The sequence below is a fragment of the Pediococcus ethanolidurans genome, assembly GCF_964062635.1.
GTDB classification, from domain to species: Bacteria; Bacillota; Bacilli; order Lactobacillales; family Lactobacillaceae; genus Pediococcus; species Pediococcus ethanolidurans.
On sequence record NZ_OZ061250.1, the window covers coordinates 1,906,660 to 1,931,087 of the forward strand.

A 24,428-nucleotide genomic window follows, 5' to 3' on the forward strand; every position below is an offset into this window, starting at 1 on the left:
CACTTATTAACGTAACTTACTATTGTCAAGCCATTTTAACACTTGCCGGTGGGTTTCTTCAATAGACGTACTGTTGTCAATAACAACATCAGCCATCAATCGTTTCTTCTTTTGCGACCATTGACTCGAAATTCGTGCTTGTGCTTCTTTCATTGACAACCCATCTCGTTGTCGTAACCGTTGTAACTGAACTGTTGGTGAACTTACTACTACCATAACCTGATCAACCAAGAATTGATAGTTCTGTTCTAAAAGTAAGGGTGCATCCAAAACAATCAATTTTTTTGAACTTTTTTTCAGTTTCTCAATTTGCCGAATAATTTCGGTTTTAATTGCTGGTTGCATTATTTCATTTAGTTTTTTCATATTTTCGGAATCAGAAAACACTAATTGACCAAGTTTTTTTCGATTAAGCTCATCATTATTATCAAATACTTGATCACCAAAAGTTTGTCGCAATTTTTGTGTGGCGATCATTCCTGGCTTCACAACTTCACGGGAAATTAAATCAGCATCAACAACTGGAAAACCCAATTTTCTTAAATACTGACTAACTGTAGACTTTCCTGTTGCAATACTGCCGGTCAGACCTAATACTTGCACCATTAGTCATCAACCTCAACTAATTTTTGACAAAACGGGCAAAAATGAGTTCCACGTTGAGAAACTTTAATTCTTTCAATGGGTGTCCCACACCGTTCGCACGGTTGGCCAGTTCGTTGATAAACGTGCAGTTGATTTTGGAAGCTCCCTGCATGTCCGCTAGCATCTAAATACGAAAAAACTGTCGTCCCTTTGGCGCGAATCGCCAAATCAAGTTCATCAAAAATCTTTTGTCTTAGAATTGCAATTTTATCAACTGGTACTGTATTGGTTGGTTGTAATGGGTGTATTTTGGCTAACCATAAGACTTCATCGCAATATATATTGCCAAGACCAGCAATCATATTTTGATCAAGTAAAAAGGACTTAATCGCCTTATGATGTTTTTTCATCGTTGTTGTTAAATAATCAAGACTCAAAGTTGCTGGTGTTGGTTCAGGTCCAATTGTTTTTAAACCGGCAACCGAATACTCTTCACCAGTTGGTACTACTACCATTCGACCAAATTTTCTTGTATCGTTATAGCGCAACTCTGTTCCATCAGTAAATTCAAAAACAACATGATCATGTTTATTTAGGGGCATTTCATGAGAATGAACAGAGTACTTTCCCTCCATTCGCAAATGAGAAACCATTGACACATTTTGGTCAAAATGAAAAATTAAATATTTACCTCGACGTTCAATTTTTTGAATTGTCCTATTTGTTAATTGTTTAACAAACTCGGTTTCATTAGGCAATACCATTTTAGGATAATAAACATCAATTTTTTTAATTTTTTTACCAGTTACAAGCGCTGTCAATCCACGTTTAACTGTTTCAACTTCAGGTAATTCAGGCATAGTAATTCCTTCTTATTATTTACTATTTAGCGTTGTACCAACTTTTTCCAAAGGCACTTTCTACTTTTAAGGGGACATCAAGTTTTATTGCTGAATCCATTATACTTGGAACCAATTTTTTGATTTCCTCTAATTCGTCATTGGGCACTTCAAAAATTAATTCATCATGCACTTGCAACAACATTTTGGTTTTTAGCTTGCGTGTTTCTAATTGTGCCTGCATTCTAATCATCGCAATTTTAATAATGTCTGCAGCGCTTCCTTGAATTGGCGTATTCATTGCCGTTCGTTCCGCAAATGCGCGCTGATTGTGGTTACTTGAATTAATATCTGGTAAATAACGGCGACGGTGGGCAATCGTTTCAACGTAACCCTTGTCACGTGCGCTTTGTACAATATTTTCAATATATTTTTTTACACCCGGAAATTCTTGAAAATACGTATCAATAAAGGCCTTCGCTTGTTTACGCGAAATACCAATATTTTGTGATAAGCCATAATCACTAATGCCGTAAACAATTCCAAAATTAACCGCTTTAGCCTGACGACGAATATTAGGTGTCACCTCAGAGGCATCTTTTAGGCCAAAAATTCTTACTGCCGTACTAGCATGGATATCCTCATCGTTTTTAAAAGCCGCTTGCAGATTTTTATCACCCGTAATGTGAGCCAAAACACGCAGTTCAATCTGAGAATAATCAGAAGAGAAAATCTGTGAATCTGTTTTACTGGGAACAAAAGCTTGACGAATTTTTCGTCCTTCTTCTAGTCGAATGGGAATATTTTGCAAATTAGGATCAATTGAAGACAACCGTCCCGTCTGTGTTAAGGTTTGCAAATAGGTGGTGTGTACTTTTTGATCAGTTGAATGCACCACCTTCAACAAACCTTTTACATAGGTAGATTGAATCTTAGAAATTTGTCGATAAACTAAAATGTTATCAATAATTGGTGCTTGTCCTCGCAATTCTTCCAAAACACTAACTGCAGTTGAATAACCCGTTTTTGTTTTTTTAGAACTTGGTAATCCAAGCTTTTCAAACAAAATCGTCCCCAATTGCTTAGTCGATTTGATATTGAAGGTTTCACCTGCTTCGTTATAAATGGTTTGCTCAATTTCGCTTAATCGCTCTGTAAACTCACTTTGCATTTGCTCAAGACGATCAGTATCTACCTTAATGCCAGCAATTTCCATTTTTGCCAAAACCAATGCTAGTGGCAATTCAATATTGGTGTATAAATCGAGTTGTTCGTTTTGCTTCAGTTCAACCTGAAGTTGAGGAACCAACTGCTGAATTGCCCGTAATTTAGTTGCCAAATGTTTAAAGAAAAGTGAATCATCCTCAGGAATATGACGTTTCACGCCAGTGCCATAAACTTCTTCATCAGATTGAATATCCTGATAACCATGGCGGTGTGCTAAAGCACCTAAATCATTTGAATTATCGTTGGTATCCAATAAATATGATTGTAATAGAATATCATTTTTTCCATTTGTAAATAAAACACCTAATCGATTTAAACCCACATAAGTCCGCTTCAAATCAAAAACATTAATTTGTTTTTGAGAATCTGAAAACAGTTGTTTGAAAGTGGCATCTGACAATAGGTCTACATTTCGTGAAACATACCATTTTTCATCGCATCCAATTCCAAATCCCGCAAAACTCGACGTATGGTAATTCTTATCAGGCATCTCAAGATAAAACGAAAGCTCACTTGGTAGTTTGGTTACCTCGATTAAATTTTTGGGTGTCAATTCTACGTATGAAATTTCTTGAACTGTTTGCTGATCTTCAAAGCCTTCTGTCGAACGCATTTGTTTTAGAAAAGACTGAAAATTCATTCGTTCATAAAAATCAACCAAAGTAGCCGTATTTTTACCCGAATACTGCAAATCATCTAAGGTTACCTTGATTGGTGCTTGGCGATTAATTGTGGCCAATTTTTTGCTCAGAAAAGCATTGTCGCGATCTTCAACAAGATGTTCTTTAAGCTTAGAAGGTTTCATTTCATCTACGTGCTCATAAACACCTTCAACCGTATCGTACTGTTTCAAAAGTTTAATTGCCGTTTTTTCACCGACTTTAGTGACTCCGGTATAATTGTCAGACGTATCGCCGGCAAGTCCCTTCATATCGATAATTTGTGCTGGTCGTAAACCAAGCTTTTCTTGCACATGAGCTGGTGTATAATGTTCAACTTCGCTAACACCCTTGATCGTCACCGAAACGGTCGTCTTATCACTGGATAACTGCGTCAAATCACGATCCCCAGTAACAACTGTAACTTCATAACCGGCCTCTTCACCTTGTTTGGAAAGTGTGCCAATAATATCATCGGCTTCATAATTAGCTAATTCATAGGTTTTAATGCCATAGCCCTTTAACAATTCCCGTAAATACGGCATCTGTTCGGAAAGTTCGGGTGGCGTTTTCGACCGTCCTCCCTTATAGTTATCAAACATTTCTGTTCTAAAGGTTGTCTTGCCAGCGTCAAAAGCAACTAATGCATCAGTCGGTTGCACAATCTCTAAAATATGATCCAGCATTTTATTAAATCCATATATCGCATTGGTATGTAACCCATCTTGATTTGTAAATTTACTTAGCGCATTATGCAACGCAAAAAACGCCCGAAAGGCCACACTATTTCCATCAATCAAAAGCAATCTTTTATCGGCCATTGTATTCTCCTTTTGTATTCATAATTCCATTTTAACAAATTCCGGACGTTTATTGTGACTATTCGTTTCATAACTTAGATTGGTCAACTCTTTGTATAAAAAAACTAACCTGCAATAACTGCAAGTTAGTTCTAGTAAACTCTATTTAGTCACGGCTGCCAAAGCCACCAAAGATTTGCAATAGGAATTGGAACAGGTTCAAGAAATCCAAGTACAATTGCAATGCCCCTTGAATAGCTAAGCCGCTCATAGAAACCTGATCACCATATTGTAAGTAAAGAGCCTTCATTTTGTTGGTATCAGTCATTGACAATCCAGCAAAAATCATAACACCCACAAAAGAAAACAGATAGTTAATCATCGCACTTCTTAAGAACATATTCACGAGCATAACAACAAACAAAGCAATCAAAGCTGCAAAAAGTTGATTACCAATTTTTGTCATATCCTTGTGAGTTGTGGCTCCAATCACCGACATCGACACAAACGTAATGGCAGCTGATACAAAGGCTGAGGCAATCGTAGGTAAATTAAACGTTAAAAAGATAAACGAAAATTCTAATCCAAAGAACAAGGCAAACAACGTCAGCATCAGAAACCCTGTACTAGCATCCTGAAGCGCTTTTCTGCTTGCCGTTCCACTGAAGACTAGTAAGCCAAGTAAGACAATCAAAAAGATAAACGGATGTCCTGAAAGGATTGGCATAACCTGTGCTCTAAACACGACACCACTCAAATAAGCAACAATTGCGGAAAGTGCCACGGCATATCCCATAAATCCATACATTCTCGTCATAAACGTACTGAGACCAACCTCAGTATTAACAAGATTTCGCGGTTCTTGCATACCAAATTCCTTCTTTCATTCATTTTGAATACATTCTATCAGATTAAAAAAATGAATCAAGGAAAAAGGTCAAAATTAGTCAGTTTTTTTAATTATTTTTAAAACTTAAATTACTAAGTAGTTCTTCGTATGACTTTTCATAACGTTGAACATCCCCAGCACCCATGAAAACAACTACAGCATTATGATAATCCAAAAGTGGTGACATATTATCTGCCTGGAGAATTTCGCCGCCCTTATTAATTTTAGCTCCTAAATCAGCTGATGAAACTTTGCCGTTTTTTTCTCGAACTGAGCTGAAAATATCAGTTAAATAAACTTTATCAGCTAAATTCAAGCTTTTCGCAAAGTCATCTAACAAAGCAATGGTCCGACTAAACGTATGGGGCTGAAAAACAGCAATGATTTCTTTTTCTGGATACTTTTGACGTGCTGCATCAAGTGTCGCCTTAATTTCAGATGGATGATGCGCGTAATCGTCAATAATAGTCATATCTGCAACTTTCTTTTCAGAAAAACGACGCTTAACGCCCTTAAAGTCTAATAATTCATCTTTAATTTCGTTTAAATCAACCTTTTCAAAGTAGGCAACTGCAATAACTGCCAAACTATTCAACACATTATGTTCGCCATACAAATGAATTTGATAATGACCCAGAAATTCATCTTCATGATAAACATCAAATTCTGAACCTAAAGTTGTTCGTTTAATATCACGCGCCTGAAAATCATCATTTTTACCAGTTCCGTAGTAATAAATCGGTACATCAGCTTTTAAGCGACGTAAATTAACATCGTCACCCCAAGCAAAGATTCCCTTTTTAACTTGTTGCGAAACATCTTGGAAAGCATGGTAGACATCTTCAATACCGGTATAGTAATCAGGATGATCAAAATCAATATTGGTCATGATCATATAATCTGGATGATAGGCCATAAAATGACGGCGGTATTCATCTGCCTCAAACACAAAGAAACGTGCATTTGGCGTGCCTTTTCCGGTTCCATCTCCAATCAAGTAACTGGTTGGTGCGACACCGCTTAAGACATGCGAAAGTAATCCGGTTGTGCTTGTCTTTCCATGTGCCCCAGCAACACCAATACTGGTATAACCTGACAACATTTTACCCAAAAATTCATGATATCTAGTGACTGGTAAGCCCATGGCACGCGCTTTTTTTATTTCGGGATGATCATCTGTAAAAGCATTACCTGCAATGACAGTTAAGCCTTCTTTAATATTGTTTTCGTCAAATGGTAAAACTTCAATTCCAGCTTGCTCTAATCCACGCTGAGTAAAAGTATATTTATCAATATCGGAACCCTTTACTGTATAACCTTCATCATGAAGAATTAATGCCAATGAACTCATTCCAGAACCTTTAATACCTATAAAATAATATGTTGTCTTGTTATCCAATTTTCTCTTCCTCTTTATCAGTTTTGTTAATAGTTTACCACAATAAAAAAGCGTTTTTACCGAAATTAAGGCTGTACATCATGAATCTTTTTCAAATCTGTTTGAGTAAAATAAACTTCACGTGGTTTTGATCCACGTGCTGGTGAAACATAATTTTGATTTTCAAGTTGATCAATAATCGTTGCGGCATGATTATAACCAATTGAAAACACTCGTTGTAACTTAGAAGTTGATATCGTATCTTCATCAGCAAGGTACTCTAAAACATCAGGTAATAAATCATCCTGTTCATCAATTTGTTCAACCTGTTTTTTTAACGAATCTGGATCAAATTCGTAATGTGGTTGTGATTCTGACCTAATAAAATTCGTGATTTCGTCAATCTCACCATCTACGTAAGACCCTTGCAGACGAATAGGCGTACTGGCACCATTACCAAGAAACAGCATATCGCCGCGACCAAGTAACCTCTCTGCCCCACTGTGATCCAAAATTGTACGTGAATCAATTTGACTTGAAACCATAAAGGCAACTCGAGTTGGGATATTATTCTTAATTAATCCGGTTACCACATCAACACTTGGTCGTTGCGTTGCGATAATCAGATGAATTCCCGCTGCTCTTGCTTTTTGTGTGATTCTTACAATATAATCTTGCACTTCGGATGAGGCCACCATCATCAAATCCGCTAATTCGTCAATGACAACCACTATATAAGGCAAATAATCAGCAGCATGCCCAGTATTTTCAGCCTTTTGGTTAAATTGTTCAATATTTCGAACACCGGCAGCAGCTAATTTTTCGTAACGTTCATCCATTTCATTGGTAACCCATTTTAAAGCAGCAGATGCTGATTTGGGATCCGAAATAACTGGTGCCAACAAGTGAGGTAAGTCATTATATGGCGCTAGTTCAACGGTTTTAGGATCAATTAAAAGTAATCTGACTTGCCGTGGTGTCGCTTTATACAGAATCGAAATTAATAAACTATTAATAAACACACTTTTACCAGAACCAGTAGCACCTGCAATTAATCCATGTGGCATTTTCCTCAAATCATAAATTCTTGGCTGTCCAAACAAGTCCACTCCTAAAGCAATGGTCAACGGTGATTGACTTTCTTTAAAAGCAGTTGAATTTAGCACTTCCGAAAGCATAACTGGCCGTGACTTAAAATTAGGTACTTCAATTCCCACAGTACTTTTGCCTGGAATTGGAGCCTCAATTCGAATGTCCTTTGCCGCTAATTGCAGTTTTAAATCATCCGTCAAATTAGTAATTTTATTGACCTTTACGCCGCGTCCCAGTTCAATTTGAAACTGTGTTACTGTGGGGCCCACTGTCCAGTCTACAACTTTAGCATCTACCCCAAAAGCGTTCAGAGCACTATTCAAACTCTGAACTTGAGATTTTAGCCATTCTGATTGTGAACTTGCATCTAGTCGTACTGGTGGTTTTAACAAACCAACGGAAGGAAATTGATATCCTTGAGTACTGACCTCTGAAGATGCAATTGCGGAATCCGTTTGACTGGTCGTGGCTATTTTACGAGACTCAAACTGTCGTTCACTTGAAAAAGCTGGATCAGCCTCCACATCAATTTTTGCGGAAGAAACGCTGACTAAGTTCGCGCTTTGAGAGCTTGCAGATACCTCTTTTGTAACTGCTTTAGTTACAGGTTGAGCCGCACTAAAAGCTTCTGTTTCAAAGTTGTCTTCAGCGGGTTTTGAATAAGGTGCTTCCGCCAATGAAGACAAGGAGATCGCCGTACTCTTTGCTCCACTACTTGCCGCACTAGATTCATTTGACTGACTCTTTACTTCAGCCATCGACTGTAAAATTACTCGTTTATCCAAGTTATGAGGCTGCATTGCAGTAATATCAGGCTTAGTCCGCTCACTATCTAAAAATGGCACATTCGTGTGCGTTTGTTTCTCAATCAATGGTTTCCGTCGTTTTTCGCGTTTTTTATTCACTTGTTTATTTAGTGAATCCTGATCTTTTCGAAAAAAAGCAGGACCATCATAGTGTTTCATAATTCTATTCACCCAACTTTATTTTGTGTTAAATAGTTTTGCACCCCGGACAAAATCAAATGGTGTTCCAATTTTAAAATCATCATTTTCAGGTAAAATTAACGCACCTTTTTTCTGTGGTGCATTTGGTAACTGCAATTCTCTTCCAGAACAAATCATACCAAAACTGTCGACACCACGAAGTTGGCCTGGCCAAATTATTAAGCCATTGGGCATCATGGCACCCACTTTGGCCACAACCACTTTAATTTTAGCCTTCATATTAGGAGAGCCACTCACAATTTGTACCCTTTTGCCTTGATCCACAATCGTCTGCGTAATCAACAAATGATCTGAATCAGGATGGGGTTCAGCCGTTTCTACAAAACCAACAATAAATTTGCTTTCAGTGTCTGGTTCAAGTTCTGGTGAAAATTCATTTTCTTTCAAATAATCATTTAATTTGGCAACCTGTTGAGCGGTCAAAACAATTTGGCCGTTTTTAGTCAGTTTGCCAAGTATCTGAGAAACTTCTTTGAAATTAAACCCTAAAGTAACATTAGTCTTGAAATCAAAAATACGTGTCACGTTTCCTTTTGTTTCTACTGATTGCGTTTCTGAGTCCGGATTTAAAATACAAACTAAAACATCACCCAGCTCTGTGGGATTATAACTACTGATTAACATGGTTGTTTCCTTTCTACTTTAACTCATTCTGATATGTTATTTTAAACGATCTTGTTATACTATAACTATAAATAAGATCTTAAAGAGGAGTGATTCATAATGTCAAAACCAGAAACCGCCATTACACAACTCACGATTGGCTCTCTTGGGCTAGCCACTGGTGTTTTAGCAAGTTGGTTTTTATTTCATAAAAAACATGTTTCCGCTAACGATATTTTAGAAACCGTTCGGAAGGCATTTCTAAAAGAAGGTCCAATTGAGGGTTCTTGGATTGAGATGAAACAAGCTCCGTTACAAAAAGTCGCCATCAAAACCACTGTTTATTACGGTGGAATCACTCGCTATGAAGATGGTAACTTGATTCAATATGAATTTTTGGCAGACGCTAAAACTGGCACCATTATTGATATTTACCGTCTCTAAAAGTGTCCCTTTAATTTATAAATTCGTTGACCTTTTTCACTAAACTTATGTTCATATTCTGTTTCGACATTTTCAAGCGCCTCATCACTATGATGAAGATCCAAATAAACACCATCAAAAATAATTCCAAAATTATTCATACTCAAAAGCGAGTATTCGAATAATCTCTGATTATCTGTTTTTAATTCAATAACACCGTGTTCAACCAAAATTGTACGATAAACCTGTAAGAAAGTTTTATAGGTTAATCGTCTTTTTTCATGTCTTGTTTTTGGCCACGGATCCGAGAAATTCAAATAAACTCGATCAATTTCACCGTTGTCAAAATACTCATTTAAATCTGCGCCATCAGCTAGCACCAGTTGAAGGTTGGGTAACGTCTTTGGTAACGCCTTTTTTAAAGCAATAGCTGCTACAGATCGTTGAATTTCAATGCCAATAAAATTTATTCCTGGGTACTTCAAAGCCATTTCAATAATGAAGTGGCCTTTTCCCATGCCAATTTCAATTCGAATGGGTTGAATTTTTTTAAACCGTTTTTGCCAGTTACCTTTGAGTTTTGCAGGTTCCGTAATTATCATTTCTGGATGAGCTTCAATCAGTGGTTCTGCCCACGGTTTGTTTCTAACTCTCATTATATTTCCTCAAATTTTCTTTCAAATTCAGTTACCAATTAATTCTATAGATTGTCCTTAACCCCGTCAAGAATTCATTTTTTTGATTCGGCCTGGAAAATAAAGTTTAATTAAAATCCAAATTTCCACCCCACCTAATAACAAACTTAAAATAGCTTGAATTAGCGAAATATTAGAAATTCCAACTACTACCGCAAACAAAAGCGACGTTGCAATCAGTAATCTTGCGAGTAACCAGTTAAAACCAGCAATTTTAATTGCATTTTTTATTGGATACAAGTGTGTAAATACATTTTCATTATAATTAACCAACAGTGGAAGTAATTGAAAGCTAATCAAATAAATAAACACCACTTGTAAAAATAGTGACAAATAAAGATTAGGCACAAAAACTAAAAGAAGCATTCCTAGAAGTGTCAAGCGAAAATATAATCCACTGTACACGGTACTACGGAGCAAAGCACGAGAGAACAGATACACATATGTGTTATTAGATCGCCGATTAATCATTGACAAAATTCCATCCAAGTATTTACGACGATGCACTGTTCCATGCACATTGGGAACATCAGTAAATAAATTGAAGAATCGATAAATTCGTAACATGCGTTGTTCTTCAATCGTAACCGCTAAATGCCAATTCAATGATCTAGTTGTCCACTGCCGGTTTTCTTGAAAAACTTCTATAAAGCTTTGTACTAATGCAAGAATAACTGCCAGCCAAACATTTACATAAATGCCCACAATAAACCAACAAATTGGCAACAGCCATCTAGTTCCGACCCATAACCACCAAATAAAGGTATGATTTTGGTACAGTTGATTGAGTTCAATTGAAAGTTCACCAAATTTCAAAATAATCAAAGCAAGTCCTAGACCAGCAACCTGCCAACCAGAAAAATGAAACGTAATTACAATAAAAGGAAATAAAATTGCTGTCCCCAAAATCTCGATACAGATACCGAAAAACAAACTGTGCAACCGAGCTTGCTTTAAATAAGCATGCATATCATGTTCACGTGGTAACAAGAAAACGGGATCCGCTTTTTTCAACAGACTCGCTAAACGACCGATTTGTAAAATGATCACTAAGCAAAAAATGATAAGGGGGCCTGCCCACCAACTCGTAGTATGAAAAGTCTTCAAAAAATTTGAATACCCATAGCCAAGTCCACCAACTAAAAACATTAAAGCAATCACAAAATGGTCATTTAAAACGTATCTTAAATATTTCAACATTTCCAGAAAATGAGCATGCTGTCTTCTTTTCCAAAGATCACTCATGCGTTTCACCCTCTCTTGCCAAGCCAAGATAAATATCAGTTAGTGATTGTCCTAATGAAGGATTTTGTTTTCGTAAAGAAGCTAAGTTTCCTTGTGTTTGAATCTTTCCATTATGTAATAAAATGAAACGATCACAATACTTTTCTGCAGTATCCAAAACGTGAGTTGACATTAAAACAGCAGCCCCATGTGATTTTCGTTCGTCAATCAGTTTCAATAAATCATCAGTCGCTAACGGATCTAGACCTAAAAATGGTTCATCAATAATATATAATTTAGCCTCCGTCAAAAAAGCACAGACAATCATTACTTTTTGTTTCATTCCTTTAGAAAAATTATCCGGAAACCAATCCAATTTATTAGCAAGCCGAAAAGTTGTCAAAAGTTCATTTGCACGTTGCCAAGCTTTTTTAGCATCTAATCGATAAGCCATAATAGTCAGATCGATATGTTCCTTCAAAGTTAATTCAGGATATAAAACAGGGAGTTCTGGAATATACGCAATTTGTTTTTTATAGGTGTCGCTATCTTGATAGATAGTTTTATCATCAATTGTAATTTTTCCCTTTTGTGGTGTTAGCAAACCAATAATATGATTGATGGTAGTAGACTTACCGGCTCCGTTTAGCCCGATTAGACCAACTAGTTCACCCTCGTGCACTTCAAAATTAATGTCTTTTAAAACAGGAATTTGTGAGTAACCGCCAACCAAATGTTCAATTTTTAAAACCATTTTAGTTTCTACCTCTTTCAATACTTGATTTGAATTGATTATATCATGAACTCCTTGTTTTCACAGATTTCATGAGCAAGGTTCTTTTGGGCTTCCCCTTAAATATTGGTATAATGAAGCTAATTAAGAAAAAGAGGTAATGAATATGACCAACAAACGTGATGCATCTTGTGTTTTTTGTAAAATTATTGATGGCGAGATTCCAAGTTACACAATATATGAGGACGAGAACATTAAAGCTTTTTTAGACCTTTCTCAAGCTACACCCGGACACACACTGATCGTTCCTAAGACACATGTAAAGGATATTTTTGCATATGATTCAGAGCTGGCAGCTAAAACATTTGCAAAAATTCCAATGATTGCTCAGGCTATTAAAGCTAGTAATCCCAAAATTATTGGCATGAACATTGTCAATAATAATGGTTCAGTAGCTTATCAATCAGTTTTTCATTCTCATTTTCATTTGATCCCCCGTTATTCAGAAACCGATGATTTTAAAATGATTTTTGGTGATCACACAGATTCTTATTCACAAGCACAACTTGGTGAAATCCAAAACGAAATCAAAGCTAATTTAGGAGCGTAAAAAATGGCAAAAAAAAATAAACATCGTTTACTTAAACTTACCTTTCTATCCATCCTTGGATATCATAGTGGTAAATATGTTTTGTCACACCCTAACCTTTTAAATAGTATTCAACAAAGCTTTAAAGAAACCATAGAAAGCATTCGTCAGTTTAGTCGTGCCACTACTAACCTAAAAAAAAGTACTGAAAAGCTACAACAAGCAATTAGTGACAGTCAGCCTACCCTAAATGCCATCCAAAAAGATGTGGATCATTTTCAATATAAATTACAACCACGGCTTGACCGCATTGAACAACTAACCCAAGATATTAATAATCAACTAGATTCAGTTGACAATGAAAAAACTAACAAATAACGATTCGTGAATATAGTTTGAATTTTTATTAAAGATTCATACAGACTTATAAAACGAACTGTTTGTATGTTATGATGAGAATTGAAGTTTTTTCAAACAATTAAGTTAGGATGTGTTTATGGATGAAGAAATGGTTAATTGCATTAGCCAGCGTTTTCATGGCAGTGACTTTAGCTGCCTGCGGTAACAAAACCGTTGCAACAACAAAGGGTGGAAAAATTACTGAAAGTGCTTATTACAGTAGCTTGAAGTCAACTTCGAGTGGTAAACAAGTCCTTCAGCAAATGATTCTGAACAAGGTTCTTGAAAAGGACTATGGTAGCAAAGTTTCCAAAAAGACGGTTACTAAGCAATATAATGCTTACAAGACCCAATATGGTAGTCAATTCAAGAGTGTATTGACACAAAACGGTATGACAGCTTCAAGTTTTAAAGAAGAAATTCGTTCTAACTTGCTGTTGAAGGAAGCCGTAAAGGATAATGATACGATCACAACGGCTGATTTGAAAAAAGAATGGAAGACTTATCAACCAAAGGTTACGGTTGCTCAAATTCTTGTTTCAAAGAAATCAACTGCAGAGACGGTCATCAAAAAGCTTAACAAGGGCGAAAGCTTTACTAAGTTAGCTAAACAGTATTCTACAGATAGTTCTACTAAGAACAAAGGTGGAAAGCTTTCAGCATTTGATGATACAAACACAACTTTAGATTCAAGCTTTACTAAAGCTGCCTTTGCCCTTGACGAGGGTAAGTACACAACAACTCCTGTTAAGACTACTTATGGTTACCAGGTTATTAAGATGCTCAACAAGCCTTCTAAGGGCAAGATGAGTGATCATACTAAAGCTCTTAAAGAACGTATCTGGACAGCTGACATGAGCAGCAGTTCTAAGTTAAAGAGCGTTGTTGCTAAGGTTCTTAAAAAAGGTAACGTTTCAATTAAGGATAGTGACTTGAAGAATGTTCTCTCGGATTATCTTTCAAGCTCAAGTTCTTCATCTAATTAGTTTCATTTCATTATAAAAAGCCCGCTGCTTTCATTTTTGAAAGCAACGAGCTTTTTTATTATCTCTTTATTCCGTTTGATGGCCAATTCGTTTATAGAAGTTACGACCATCCATTCCAAAAATACGTTCCGAAAAAGTACCATCTTTCGTATGACTTAATGCTCCTGTAACCATTTGAATAGAGGCATCCAGATCATCTAATGCATGCAGGACCACCGCTTCTAAAAGCAATGGTTCGATTGGTGAACCATATTCTTTTAAACCATGGTGAGAAACGATCATGTGCCGCAATAACAAAATATCTTCACTACTATCACTTATTTTGAGTTCTTGGCAGGCCTTAACAATCTCACCATCCATGATTACAATATGGCCCAGTAAATTTCCTTCAACAGTGTACGTTGTCGAAACAGGCCCTGATAATTCAATTGTTTTGCCAAGATCATGTAGTATAGCTCCCGCATATAATAACGAACGATCTACTTGCGGATATTGATCACTTACATTCTTTGCCAATCTTAAAATAGAAAGCGTGTGAAAAGCCAATCCGCCTTGAAAAGCATGGTGATTCGTTTTCGCCGCTGGATAGGTATAAAATTGTTGATCATATTTCTGAAGTAAAAAGCGAACCACTCGATTCCAATTAGGATTAGTAATATCAAAAAGAAGTTTACTGATTTCTTCTTTCATATCTGCTACCGTCATCGGTGCTTTTTTTGTGTACAAGCTCGGATTATTGGGCTCAGTTTCGGTAGCCAGTCTCATCCCTAAGATTTTAATCTGAGGAGTTCCCTTATAATTTTCGCGTTTACCATTTAGGAAAATAACCTTACCAGCCTCAAAGTTTTGAATATCTTGTGTATTGGCGTCCCAGAATTTCCCACCAATATCACCAGAACGATCTTCAAACACCATAGCCAAAAAGTCTTTACCATTCTTTGCTACCCGAACCTCTGCACTTTTGATCAAAACAAAAATGTTTAAGGTTTCATCAACCGCAAAGTCAAAAAGTTTTCTATTATCCATTTTTAAATGCTCCTTATCAATTTAGACGAATTATTTGAGCTCCTGTATTTGAATTATCACTTTCATCATCCGCGGTAAAGTAAATAACTTGATGCTGTTCACTAATTTGGTCGAGAAGTGTCATCACATTTTGTTTTCGAACTGAATCAAAATTCACAAATCCATCATCAATAATAATAGGTAAATCAATTAAATCTGCCATAACTTTGACAAATGCTAATCGAATTGACACGTATAACTGCTCGGCGGTTCCTTGAGACAGCTCTCCCACTTCATAATTCTGATGGTTTGCATCAAATACAACAATTGTTTCGTCATCGAAACTAATCTTATTGTAACGTTTATTAGTTAACAAAGAAAAATATTGTTCTGCGTTCGCCATAATTCTAGGTAGGCGTCCCTGACTAGCCACCGATAATGTTTCATCAATCCACTGAGCAGCAAGTTTTTCGGTTAACCAATTACGAGTTTGAGCTAAAATTTCCGCTTCCAAATTGGCCTTTTGCTGTTGTAAATTAGCATACGTTTCATCGTTTGCCAATTGTTGCATCTGTGTACCTAAAACTGTTTTTTGTTCAACTAATTTTTCTTGTTCAGCTCTTAACTGACTTAAAAGTTCTTCTTGCGCATTCAGTTGCTTCTGAATCTCTTCTTGAGTATTAAATTTTTGTAGATCAGTCAGGGTTACTTCTCCAAGTTGTTGTTTCAACTGTGCACATTGAGTCTCAAGATGATTTTGTTCAAGTTGCAAGTCTTTGGCAGTTACAAAAGAATGCCAATCTGTTAAAGATAACTTTTGTAATTGGGTGGTTTCTAAATCCTGATTTTTTTTATTTTCAAGTTTCAATTGATTCAACCGATCTTGATAATACTGCAAGTCTTGTTTTGTTTTTTGAAATTCTTGTTGATCATTAGTAATTTCTTTAAAGTAAGTATCAATATTTTCTATTTGTTGATCAATCGTACCCGTTAAAACGACCCAATCTGCTAATAATCTAATTTTTTTAGTGAATTCTGAAATTGTTTGTTGATTTTTTTTAATTTGAGATTCATTTGTTTGCTCTGATTGTGTTAATTGTTTAAAACGTGTTAAATCATTTTGCATGGCTGGCCATGTTTGCGGGTCACTTTGTTCAAGACCCTTTTCCCCTCCAGTTTCAGTGATTTGGTTATTCAAATCATTTAATTGCGCCGTGATTTCTTGTAGTTGTTTTTTTAAACTTTCCAGTTGTTCATTTAAATCAGCATTCGAAGCTTGTTTCTTATTAGCAAACAAAAAGTGGCTGCCAACAACTCCTAACAAACCTAAGACTAATAATCCCAGTTTTATACCCAAAGAAAGGTTAACTAACCAAGGTACAATAATGACTAGTATACTTATTGCTAAAAATATACTTTTAGGTTTTCCGGCGAATTGTCCTTCCCCACTGTTACTGGTCTGCAATAATTTATTTTGTAACTCAACAATTTGTGCCTGGATAGTTTGCTTTAAATGATCCTTTTCATTCTTTTGTTTTAAATCAGCTTGAAGGTTCATAAATTCAGTGTTATCAAAAGGTTCAGGAACTCCTTCCTTGGTACCTATTTGAAGCTGAATTTGAGCTTTTTCCTCGTCAATTTCAGACTGTGCCTTTTTCAAACGGCTAGTTTGTGTTGAAGTATTTTGAATACTTGTTAAATTTTGCTGAATCTCTTTGAGTTGCTGTTGATGATTCCTATAAAATAAGATTCGCGGATTTTCTTGTTTTCCTTGTTCTAAATTATTAATTTTTTCTTGTAAATTTTTAATTACTTGCTTAGTCTCTTCAAGTTGTTGATGCAGATGTTCAATCGTTTCGATTGAATCTGATGGCATTTTTGAAAACTTCACATCCAATTTAGAAGAAATTTCTAAATAACGTTGATAAGCTTCCCAACCAGATAAATCGTGTTTTAACTTATCTAATTGCGCATTTCTTTCGCTGATTTCTTTCTGCAGTTTAATTAGTTTAGTTCGATTTTCATTAACAGAGGCTAACTGACTTTTATATTCCGCTGTCTCTTTGGCAGCTGTTTGAATTTCCTCACTAAGAGTTTCGTACTTCTTTAATAATTTATTTAAAGGACGGACTCTTCCTTTGGGGGCATAAATCTTATCAGCACTCTTTTCAAAGGAGCTTTGAAGACCAATCCACTGATCACTTCCAACTGCACCAATTTTTAAAACTCTTTTCCTAAATTCATCTCGATTTAGCTGACGAACTTCAGCCAGTTCAGTTTGACTAAAACTAAACATTTCGTTAAAAAGAGTCTCATCAACTGGTCCTAATAAGTTTTCTAAGGTTTCATTAGGTAACACAGCTTGCGTTTTAACGTTTGTAACAGTTAATTTTCCCCCACTTTTTCCTTTTACTCGCGTTATTAAAAACTGTTGACCCTGAGCTTCAATTAAAAGTTCACCACCGTATTTTGAACCATTTTTGGGTTCATACCTTAAATAACGGTCAGCACCCCTTTTAGTTCGAAAACCAAATAAAACACTTAAAATAAACTGACGTAAAGTAGATTTTCCAGCTTCATTAGGTCCCGAAAAAACGGTTAAACCAGAGGCCAGATCAAATTGTTGATCCTGCCATTTACCAAATCCATATACATTAATCTTTAATATCTTCATCGTTTTGCTCCTCACGACCACCATTTTCAAGTAGTAAAGTTTCCGCTAATTCTTGAAGTTGCGTATCCTGAGATTCATCATCCAGTTCTTCCGTAATGAATTTGTAGTTCAACAACTTTCCCGCTGTTTTATCTATATTCTCTGCAGTAAAAACTTTTTTACGACTCTGCTCCCAAAATTCGTTATCCAATGCACTTAAATTAGAAATTTCATGTGTCGGTACGGGGGCAATTTCATAAACCCAAGACGAACTGCTTTTGAGTAGTTTTTGTTGGACAACTTCTAATAAACTGTCATCTTTAATTCGTATTAAAATCGAGTTTCCTAAGGCTTGCGCATTTTTGATTTTGACATCAACAAAAGTAGGCTTCTTATCGAATAGGTTTTCAATTGCGTTCAAAATCTTTTTAACAATATTATCAAACGAATCTTTTGCTTCGGCATCAATTATTACCGTTTGCCAGTCAACCACTGAAGCTGCAATAAATTCAGGATTAAGTTTTTGGCCTTCGCTTGAAACTAAGTAAAATCCCTTTGCACCTGGTTCATTTTTATGCCGTCCCTGTAAGTTACCAGGGTAGATAATGGCTGGATCTTCATTCAAAATCTGACGTTTATGAATATGTCCAAGTGCCCAATAATCATAATGTAACGCTAATAGTTCACCTTTTGAGAAAGGCGCATAGTTTGCTTCAGGAGCATTAAGGGTGTCCAAACTACCATGAACGGTGCCAATTTCAAAATCGGTTTGACTCCTAGATGGGAAACCACTCACAACATCTTCTTTAACTGCCTGTTTATCATAACTAAAGCCAACAATCGTAACGGTTGTACCATCTTTTAAAGTTAGGTATTCTTCTTGAGGTTGCTTTGGGAACACGTGAACATTTTTTGGATAATCAATGATTTCGGTATTTTCATTTAAATAATCATGATTACCATAACTTAAATAAACCGGAATTTGCTGTTGATTCAATCTTTCAAACTGATCATTAACAAACAAATCTGCTCGAATGCTATGTTGAATCTGATCAAATAAATCACCAACAATTAAAACAAAATCAACGTTCTCATTGATTGCGGTGGATACCATATTAGCAAATGCATGGTAAGTTGAATCATGGATCAGATTCCAAATTTGATCTGGTGCTTTGCGCAACCCTTTAAACGGACTGTCCAAATGAATATCTGCTGCATGAATAAATTTCATAAAAAATACCCCTTGATTCATAAAAAAGGGTCAGAACAAATCATCATCATTTGTCTAACCCTGTTTGTATTAAACTACGCCATATAAAATGTGCTCAATCTTAATCTTGATACAATTCTTGTATTGGTTTAGTGATAATTTGATTAATGTCATTTAATAACTGATTTAAACTACGTTCTTTATCCATCAAAGTTTTAATCACATCAACATTGCCAACTTCACTAGCAATTTCACGCGCATGCTTCATCTCATCATCAGTTAGATCTTCACCGTTCATTTGTTTCTGCTGTAAACTAACTTGAACTTCTTGAAAATCTTTAAAAAGATCATATGCTTTAGGATCTTTTTTCATTTCAGCATATGCTGCAACCAAATTAGTATACTCAGTTGTTTGACGAAGCTCTTCTTCCATTTCGTTTGCAGTATCGTAAATATTAACAGCCATTGTCTTCCTCCTAGATGTTTACGCCTTTTATTATACTGATATTGTATCATACCAAACTTGTTTTGATACCTGCATTAATGAACTTTAGTTCCCACCAAGAAAACTTTTGGCTTTATCTACCCATTCACTAGCCTTTTGTTTAAATGCTTCTGTTCCCTTTGAAAAACTCTTTTCCGCACTAGACGTTCCGTTTTGAATACTATTCCAGATACCCGACCCGGAGCTGGAACTTTCTGCCGTTGCCAAGCTGGAAGCATTACTTGTATTAAAACTAGTGCCAGCCGTATTAGGTAAAATGCCTTCCATTTCCGACTTGAAAAGAGAACTTAATCCAACACCACTTAGATTCTCCAAATGATTTGTCTTGGTCGTGTCATCAAAGCCTTCCCAAGTTGCCACTACCATGTCTGGTGTATACCCAATCATCCACTCATCAGTTGTAGCGTCACTACTTGAAGAACCATCTAACTCGGTACTTCCTGTTTTACCGGCAATTGTATAACCAGCTGGTTTAGCGCTTACACCTGTACCATATGAATCACTATAGACCCCAATCATCATACTGGTCATTTCTTTAGCTACCTTTTTGGAAATCACGCGTTTAGTTTGCGTCGTATTATTTACAATTGTTTTACCAGATGAGTCAACAATTTTTCGAATAAATCCAGTTTGCGCTAGTTCTCCTTCATTAGCAAAAGCTGTATAGGCACTGGCTAATTGATAAGGTGAAATTCCAGTGGTCAATCCACCTAAGGCGAGTGCCAAATTCTTGTCACTTTTATCGACATTTAAACCAAATTTTTGTACCGATGCATAACCTTTTGCAACTCCAATTTTATTGAGTAACCATACTGCCGGTGCATTGCGACTTTCAGCTAATGCCTGATACATTGGTAAAGAACCGACGTACTGATTATTGTAATTTTCGGGACGATACTTATTTGTTCCATAGGACTGTAATTTATCGGTTACCGTTGAATCATAAGAATAACCACTGGACAATGCCGGTGCATAAACCGCAATTGGTTTGAGCGTCGATCCCGGTTGTCGCTTCATTTGTGTGGCACGGTTAAATCCTCTAAAAACATGTTTGCCTCGGCCACCAACAACGGCAGCAACCCCACCTGTCTTGGGATTAATCGCTATTGAAGCTGCCTGCACTTTCGTCCCATCAGAAGCGTTTGAAGGGAAATAACTGGAATTTTTGAACTTGTTCTGCATACTGGTCTGATCACTTTGATTTAAATACGTATAAATCTTATAGCCGCGATTCATAATATCAGACTCAGTTAGCCCATAGCGACTAATTGCTTCGTTAATTACAGCATCAAAGTAATAAGGATATTTATAATCACTCGTATCTGCATAAGCGTTGCTAGTGATTAAAGTTGTTTTTTGATATGTTTTTGCTTGTGCTGTGGTCAATTTTTTGTTTTCAGCCATTAAACCTAGTACCACATTGCGCCGTTGCTTTGATGCTGCTGGATGATCCACTGGGTTATAAGCACTTGGTGAAGTTAACATACCTGCCAAGACAGCCGCTTGCGGTACTGTCAATTGACTTGCAGAAACTCCAAAATACCGCTTAGAGGCATCTTGTACGCCCCATATACCATTACCAAAATAAGCATTGTTTAAATACATTGCCAGAATTTCTGATTTTGTATACACATTCTCTACTTCAATTGATAAAAATAACTCTTTTGCCTTTCGTGTAAAGGTTTGCTGTTGCGACAAGAAGGCATTTTTAACTAATTGTTGGGTCAATGTACTACCGCCACCACTAATATAGTCACGACCTAAAACTTTGTTCATGCCATATAGCAGCGCTGCTCTTCCAATTCCCTTGACTGAGAAACCGTACTCTTTATAAAATCCTCGATCTTCTGTAGAAATAACCGCATTTTGCACATTTATCGAGATTTTATTTAAACTGACCCAGGTTCCTTTTTGAGAATAGAGCGATCCTGCCTTATTATTTTTAGCATCATAAACGGTAGTTGGTTTCTCGAGCGCACTTTTCAAATCACCAACATTAGCCGTTTTGGCTTGATAGGTTAAATAGGCACTCATCACAAGAAAGAAACTTAAAAAGAGGATAATCAGCCAACGTGTTAACTGAAATCTTCGCCAGTAACGTCCAAAAAATCTACTAGCTTGATGCCAGTATGGTGCGAGAAAATGACCAATTTGTTTAATTATCTTTATAACCGAAGAAAAGAAATTATTAGTTTTCATAAAAGTCTCCGTTTGAAATTGAATGTTAGCTGTATTGTATCACAGTTTAAGAAGCCTTTTGAAATCCTGACCACGACTTAAAAGACCCTTAAAAATCATTCTTTTGTTTTCAAGACAACAAAAACAGAGTAAGACATCAATCTTTTAAGTTAGATAATCATCACTTAAAATTCGATGTCTCACTCTGTCCTTATTAACTTTAGCCTTCTGTAGATAGATACTTACTTAATTTTTGATGCAATTGCGTTGCTAATGTTTCGTTAGGACTAAAAACGACAATCGTATCAAACCCGGCTATGGTGCCAACAATTTCAGTCATTTCAATGTCATCAAAAACGGCAGCTAGTCGATTTCCATCATTTGGCGTTGTTTTCACAATATTAACAAATTGAATTTGATCAATCTTTTGTGCCGTTTGCTTAAAAGTTTTAAAAAGAATTTCTGTTGGATCCTCATCATTAGTCTCAAAAATCATGTATCGTTGATTTCCCTCATGATCAGCACCCTTAACAATGTGCATTTCACGCATATCACGGGAAATGGTTGCTTGCGTTGCCACAACATCACGGTCCTTTAACAAAGTCATTAAATCATCTTGTTTAGTGACTAATTGATTGACAATAAGATCCTTAATAATATTTTGACGTTCACTTTTTTTCATAATCGCACTTCACTTCCGTATTGACTCTCTCAAGTATAGCAAAATTTAAAAACGCATAACAGTCTGTCCTTAATCAGATTCACTGGACGGAAAGAAAAAGTATTTACGCGAATACTTAAGAACATCTTGTGCAATCAAGTCATGAATTACTTGACCAGCAGTTTCACGAGTTGTTCCGGCAATTGAAGCAATTTCTTTAATTGGCAATGGAAAGGGAATTTTTCTGCCAACCTCTAAATCAACTCCGTGCTTATCATTTAAATTGTATAATACCTGAATAACGCGTGTTCTGGCAGACGAAGTAACTGTTTTTTGAATAAAAATTTCATTTTCCGACATAACTTCTTGCATTTTTCTAATAATAATTAATGAAAATTTATGGTTACTTTGTAATAAATCTTCAAACACTTTGGTTGGAATATAAAGCACCTCAGCATTTGTCAACGCCGTAACCGTATAACAATAAAGGCTGTCCACAAATGTGCCCCTTAAAGGAAAAAGTCTATTGGGACTAAGAAAACTAATATAAGACGACTCTTCATCGGCATCAAACGATTTAATTTTCAGAAATCCTTTTTTTAACATAAAGGTATAATTTCGATCATCATGCTGATCAATGAGATTTTGTCCCTTAGCGACTTTTTTATAACGAAGATTTTTCATAACATTCTTATATTCAGAATTTTCCAAAACATGACAACCGGGGACATGAGACAAATAATGTTCATATTTCTTTTGTTGCTTGGGGTTAATCATAAAGTTAGCCTCTTTTCAAGAAAATTATAATGTTCCCATTATCCCAGAAACAAGTATAAAAACCAAGTATTATTCTCAAATAAGCTTATTGTTTTATCTTAAGCACACTTTTTAAGAAAATCGGCTAATTCTTGAAGTCCCATCTCTAAAGTCTTAGTATCTGTACAATAACCAACCCGAGCATGACCCGGCATATCGAATCTTGAGCCAGGAACAAGCAACACACCTGTTTTTTTAACAACCGTTCACAAAAATCCTCATCACTCATTTTAATATTGAGTTTAATACAAGCTGTTGAAACCTGTTCTGGCATGATAATTTCTACTTTAGGCTGTGAAGCAACCCACCGCTTTAAAATTTCATGATTATTTTGCACTAATTTTCCGTTACGTTGTAAAATCGCCTTACGGCTTCGTAAAGTTATACATGCTAAAGTATCGTTAATGACGCCACCTGAAATCATGGTATAATCTCGATATTTTCTGAATGTATCAGCAAGTTTTTCAGATTGAGTTGCAATCCAACCAATACGTAGCCCAGGAACAGAATAGGTTTTAGAAAGACTGTTCACAGAAATTCCTTTTTCATATAAATCGGCGATGTTGGGAAACTGATCGATTTTATCAACTGGTTGATAGACTTCATCCGCTAATATATACGCATCCACTTTTCTTGCCAATTTAACGACCTGTTCTAATAACGGCTTGCCGAGGAGGCTGCCTGTGGGATTTTGTGCATTATTTAGACAGATCATTTTTGTTTTTGGCGTGATCAGACGCTGCAGTTGATCAAGGCTTGGTTGCCAGTTTAAATCCTCTTCAAGATCCCATTCATCCACCTTTACACCTAATGATTTAGGCAAATCGTAAAGTTGCTGATAACTTGGATACAAAGAAATTATGTGATCCCCCGGATTTAACAAACTAAACAATGTTAAAAAGTTACCACCGGTTGCGCCATTTGTTTGCAGAATATTTTTACTGTTGACGCGTTTATACAACTGTGCGACTAACTGCTTAAATTCAGGTGAACCTTCAATCCAACCATAATTTAATTTTGTATTTAAATATTTTGTGAATGCTTCTGCTGAATCTTGACCATCAAAGTTAAGTAATTCCCCCAAAGTTAGTGAACTAATTGTACTTTGTGAAATATCAAATTGAGCCGCTTTTTCATTTTCATTTAGCCATTCTTCAACACCGAAGCCTTTAATTTCCATGGTTATTTCCTCCTCAAACTATGATTCGGCTCAATTAATACCTCAACAATTATATTGTATCAGGTCTAAATTTTGCCTGCTTCTTGATTTCG

21 protein-coding genes and 1 pseudogene are annotated in these 24,428 nt (G+C 36.1%); 4 read left to right on the forward strand and 18 right to left on the reverse strand.

Annotation, left to right across the window (positions count from 1 at the left end; translation table 11 throughout):
* Positions 1-6: 6 nt before the first annotated feature.
* The 7 genes from coaE to ytpR form a co-directional block, all read right to left on the reverse strand.
* Entirely contained in the window at positions 7-606 is a 600-nt protein-coding gene (gene coaE / locus AB3219_RS09425; protein ID WP_216753864.1) for a dephospho-CoA kinase, read from the reverse strand.
* The gene (gene mutM, locus AB3219_RS09430; RefSeq protein ID WP_216753865.1) at positions 606-1,445 is read right to left on the reverse strand and encodes a bifunctional DNA-formamidopyrimidine glycosylase/DNA-(apurinic or apyrimidinic site) lyase; all 840 of its coding nucleotides are present in this window, start codon (positions 1,443-1,445) and stop codon (positions 606-608) included. The genes coaE and mutM overlap by 1 nt, the downstream gene beginning before the upstream one ends.
* Positions 1,446-1,467: 22 nt before the next feature.
* Positions 1,468-4,131, reverse strand: coding sequence for a DNA polymerase I (gene polA, locus AB3219_RS09435; RefSeq protein ID WP_260365273.1), 2,664 nt, complete (start codon positions 4,129-4,131; stop codon positions 1,468-1,470).
* A 145-nt stretch (positions 4,132-4,276) separates the two neighbouring features.
* Positions 4,277-4,978 carry a Bax inhibitor-1 family protein gene (locus AB3219_RS09440; RefSeq protein WP_367369410.1) on the reverse strand — a complete coding sequence of 234 codons (702 nt, stop codon included), beginning with the start codon at positions 4,976-4,978 and terminating at the stop codon, positions 4,277-4,279.
* 88 nt (positions 4,979-5,066) lie between these two features.
* Positions 5,067-6,398: a UDP-N-acetylmuramate--L-alanine ligase gene (murC, locus tag AB3219_RS09445; RefSeq protein WP_057806413.1), complete on the reverse strand. Its 1,332-nt coding sequence runs from the start codon at positions 6,396-6,398 to the stop codon at positions 5,067-5,069.
* Positions 6,399-6,463: 65 nt separating this feature from the next.
* A complete protein-coding gene (locus AB3219_RS09450; RefSeq protein WP_367369411.1) occupies positions 6,464-8,434 on the reverse strand; it encodes a DNA translocase FtsK in 1,971 nt (656 codons plus the stop codon).
* 18 nt (positions 8,435-8,452) lie between these two features.
* On the reverse strand, positions 8,453-9,100 hold the full coding sequence (gene ytpR, locus AB3219_RS09455) for a YtpR family tRNA-binding protein (protein ID WP_216753869.1): 648 nt from the start codon (positions 9,098-9,100) through the stop codon (positions 8,453-8,455).
* 99 nt (positions 9,101-9,199) lie between these two features.
* Between ytpR and AB3219_RS09460 the strand changes: the two genes are divergently transcribed.
* A complete protein-coding gene (locus AB3219_RS09460) occupies positions 9,200-9,523 on the forward strand; it encodes a PepSY domain-containing protein (RefSeq protein ID WP_367369412.1) in 324 nt (107 codons plus the stop codon).
* On the opposite strand, the gene trmB is transcribed toward AB3219_RS09460, so the two are convergent.
* From trmB to AB3219_RS09475, 3 genes are all read right to left on the reverse strand, one after another.
* Positions 9,520-10,158, reverse strand: coding sequence for a tRNA (guanosine(46)-N7)-methyltransferase TrmB (gene trmB / locus AB3219_RS09465; protein ID WP_216762513.1), 639 nt, complete (start codon positions 10,156-10,158; stop codon positions 9,520-9,522). The genes AB3219_RS09460 and trmB overlap by 4 nt on opposite strands.
* Positions 10,159-10,224: 66 nt before the next feature.
* A complete protein-coding gene (locus AB3219_RS09470; RefSeq protein ID WP_216753872.1) occupies positions 10,225-11,442 on the reverse strand; it encodes an ABC transporter permease in 1,218 nt (405 codons plus the stop codon).
* On the reverse strand, positions 11,435-12,175 hold the full coding sequence (locus AB3219_RS09475; protein ID WP_216753873.1) for an ABC transporter ATP-binding protein: 741 nt from the start codon (positions 12,173-12,175) through the stop codon (positions 11,435-11,437). The genes AB3219_RS09470 and AB3219_RS09475 overlap by 8 nt, the downstream gene beginning before the upstream one ends.
* 145 nt (positions 12,176-12,320) lie before the next feature.
* Here AB3219_RS09475 and AB3219_RS09480 point away from each other — a divergent pair, with 145 nt between their 5' ends.
* From AB3219_RS09480 to AB3219_RS09490, 3 genes are all read left to right on the forward strand, one after another.
* On the forward strand, positions 12,321-12,764 hold the full coding sequence (locus AB3219_RS09480) for an HIT family protein (RefSeq protein WP_057806400.1): 444 nt from the start codon (positions 12,321-12,323) through the stop codon (positions 12,762-12,764).
* Positions 12,765-12,767: 3 nt separating this feature from the next.
* The gene (locus tag AB3219_RS09485) at positions 12,768-13,121 is read left to right on the forward strand and encodes a hypothetical protein (RefSeq protein WP_216753874.1); all 354 of its coding nucleotides are present in this window, start codon (positions 12,768-12,770) and stop codon (positions 13,119-13,121) included.
* Between the two features lie 122 nt (positions 13,122-13,243).
* Positions 13,244-14,128, forward strand: coding sequence for a peptidylprolyl isomerase PrsA (locus AB3219_RS09490; RefSeq protein ID WP_216762511.1), 885 nt, complete (start codon positions 13,244-13,246; stop codon positions 14,126-14,128).
* Positions 14,129-14,194: 66 nt separating this feature from the next.
* Here AB3219_RS09490 and AB3219_RS09495 read toward each other — a convergent pair whose 3' ends face one another.
* From AB3219_RS09495 to AB3219_RS09530, 8 genes and pseudogenes are all read right to left on the reverse strand, one after another.
* A complete protein-coding gene (locus AB3219_RS09495; RefSeq protein ID WP_216753876.1) occupies positions 14,195-15,154 on the reverse strand; it encodes a 3'-5' exoribonuclease YhaM family protein in 960 nt (319 codons plus the stop codon).
* A 16-nt stretch (positions 15,155-15,170) separates the two neighbouring features.
* Positions 15,171-17,807 carry an AAA family ATPase gene (locus tag AB3219_RS09500; RefSeq protein ID WP_216762510.1) on the reverse strand — a complete coding sequence of 879 codons (2,637 nt, stop codon included), beginning with the start codon at positions 17,805-17,807 and terminating at the stop codon, positions 15,171-15,173.
* The gene (locus AB3219_RS09505) at positions 17,788-19,017 is read right to left on the reverse strand and encodes a DNA repair exonuclease (RefSeq protein ID WP_216762509.1); all 1,230 of its coding nucleotides are present in this window, start codon (positions 19,015-19,017) and stop codon (positions 17,788-17,790) included. The genes AB3219_RS09500 and AB3219_RS09505 overlap by 20 nt, the downstream gene beginning before the upstream one ends.
* A gap of 100 nt (positions 19,018-19,117) precedes the next feature.
* On the reverse strand, positions 19,118-19,462 hold the full coding sequence (locus tag AB3219_RS09510) for a YlbF family regulator (RefSeq protein ID WP_057806389.1): 345 nt from the start codon (positions 19,460-19,462) through the stop codon (positions 19,118-19,120).
* An 84-nt stretch (positions 19,463-19,546) separates the two neighbouring features.
* Positions 19,547-21,700 carry a PBP1A family penicillin-binding protein gene (locus tag AB3219_RS09515; RefSeq protein WP_216753879.1) on the reverse strand — a complete coding sequence of 718 codons (2,154 nt, stop codon included), beginning with the start codon at positions 21,698-21,700 and terminating at the stop codon, positions 19,547-19,549.
* Positions 21,701-21,899: 199 nt separating this feature from the next.
* Positions 21,900-22,361, reverse strand: coding sequence for an arginine repressor (locus AB3219_RS09520; protein ID WP_216753880.1), 462 nt, complete (start codon positions 22,359-22,361; stop codon positions 21,900-21,902).
* Between the two features lie 69 nt (positions 22,362-22,430).
* Positions 22,431-23,117, reverse strand: coding sequence for a Crp/Fnr family transcriptional regulator (locus tag AB3219_RS09525; protein WP_057806383.1), 687 nt, complete (start codon positions 23,115-23,117; stop codon positions 22,431-22,433).
* 98 nt (positions 23,118-23,215) lie between these two features.
* A pseudogene (locus AB3219_RS09530) lies at positions 23,216-24,336 on the reverse strand (aminotransferase).
* Between the last annotated feature and the right edge of the window lie 92 nt (positions 24,337-24,428).

What these genes read in the sequence shown, in the direction of transcription:
- coaE (WP_216753864.1), bottom strand. Translation starts at nt 606, where the DNA reads ATGGTGCAAGTATTAGGTCTGACCGGCAGTATTGCAACAGGAAAGTCT.
- mutM (WP_216753865.1), bottom strand. Translation starts at nt 1,445, where the DNA reads ATGCCTGAATTACCTGAAGTTGAAACAGTTAAACGTGGATTGACAGCG.
- polA (WP_260365273.1), bottom strand. Translation starts at nt 4,131, where the DNA reads ATGGCCGATAAAAGATTGCTTTTGATTGATGGAAATAGTGTGGCCTTT.
- AB3219_RS09440 (WP_367369410.1), bottom strand. Translation starts at nt 4,978, where the DNA reads ATGCAAGAACCGCGAAATCTTGTTAATACTGAGGTTGGTCTCAGTACG.
- AB3219_RS09450 (WP_367369411.1), bottom strand. Translation starts at nt 8,434, where the DNA reads ATGAAACACTATGATGGTCCTGCTTTTTTTCGAAAAGATCAGGATTCA.
- ytpR (WP_216753869.1), bottom strand. Translation starts at nt 9,100, where the DNA reads ATGTTAATCAGTAGTTATAATCCCACAGAGCTGGGTGATGTTTTAGTT.
- AB3219_RS09460 (WP_367369412.1), top strand. Translation starts at nt 9,200, where the DNA reads ATGTCAAAACCAGAAACCGCCATTACACAACTCACGATTGGCTCTCTT.
- trmB (WP_216762513.1), bottom strand. Translation starts at nt 10,158, where the DNA reads ATGAGAGTTAGAAACAAACCGTGGGCAGAACCACTGATTGAAGCTCAT.
- AB3219_RS09470 (WP_216753872.1), bottom strand. Translation starts at nt 11,442, where the DNA reads ATGAGTGATCTTTGGAAAAGAAGACAGCATGCTCATTTTCTGGAAATG.
- AB3219_RS09475 (WP_216753873.1), bottom strand. Translation starts at nt 12,175, where the DNA reads ATGGTTTTAAAAATTGAACATTTGGTTGGCGGTTACTCACAAATTCCT.
- AB3219_RS09480 (WP_057806400.1), top strand. Translation starts at nt 12,321, where the DNA reads ATGACCAACAAACGTGATGCATCTTGTGTTTTTTGTAAAATTATTGAT.
- AB3219_RS09485 (WP_216753874.1), top strand. Translation starts at nt 12,768, where the DNA reads ATGGCAAAAAAAAATAAACATCGTTTACTTAAACTTACCTTTCTATCC.
- AB3219_RS09490 (WP_216762511.1), top strand. Translation starts at nt 13,244, where the DNA reads ATGAAGAAATGGTTAATTGCATTAGCCAGCGTTTTCATGGCAGTGACT.
- AB3219_RS09495 (WP_216753876.1), bottom strand. Translation starts at nt 15,154, where the DNA reads ATGGATAATAGAAAACTTTTTGACTTTGCGGTTGATGAAACCTTAAAC.
- AB3219_RS09500 (WP_216762510.1), bottom strand. Translation starts at nt 17,807, where the DNA reads ATGAAGATATTAAAGATTAATGTATATGGATTTGGTAAATGGCAGGAT.
- AB3219_RS09505 (WP_216762509.1), bottom strand. Translation starts at nt 19,017, where the DNA reads ATGAAATTTATTCATGCAGCAGATATTCATTTGGACAGTCCGTTTAAA.
- AB3219_RS09510 (WP_057806389.1), bottom strand. Translation starts at nt 19,462, where the DNA reads ATGGCTGTTAATATTTACGATACTGCAAACGAAATGGAAGAAGAGCTT.
- AB3219_RS09515 (WP_216753879.1), bottom strand. Translation starts at nt 21,700, where the DNA reads ATGAAAACTAATAATTTCTTTTCTTCGGTTATAAAGATAATTAAACAA.
- AB3219_RS09520 (WP_216753880.1), bottom strand. Translation starts at nt 22,361, where the DNA reads ATGAAAAAAAGTGAACGTCAAAATATTATTAAGGATCTTATTGTCAAT.
- AB3219_RS09525 (WP_057806383.1), bottom strand. Translation starts at nt 23,117, where the DNA reads ATGATTAACCCCAAGCAACAAAAGAAATATGAACATTATTTGTCTCAT.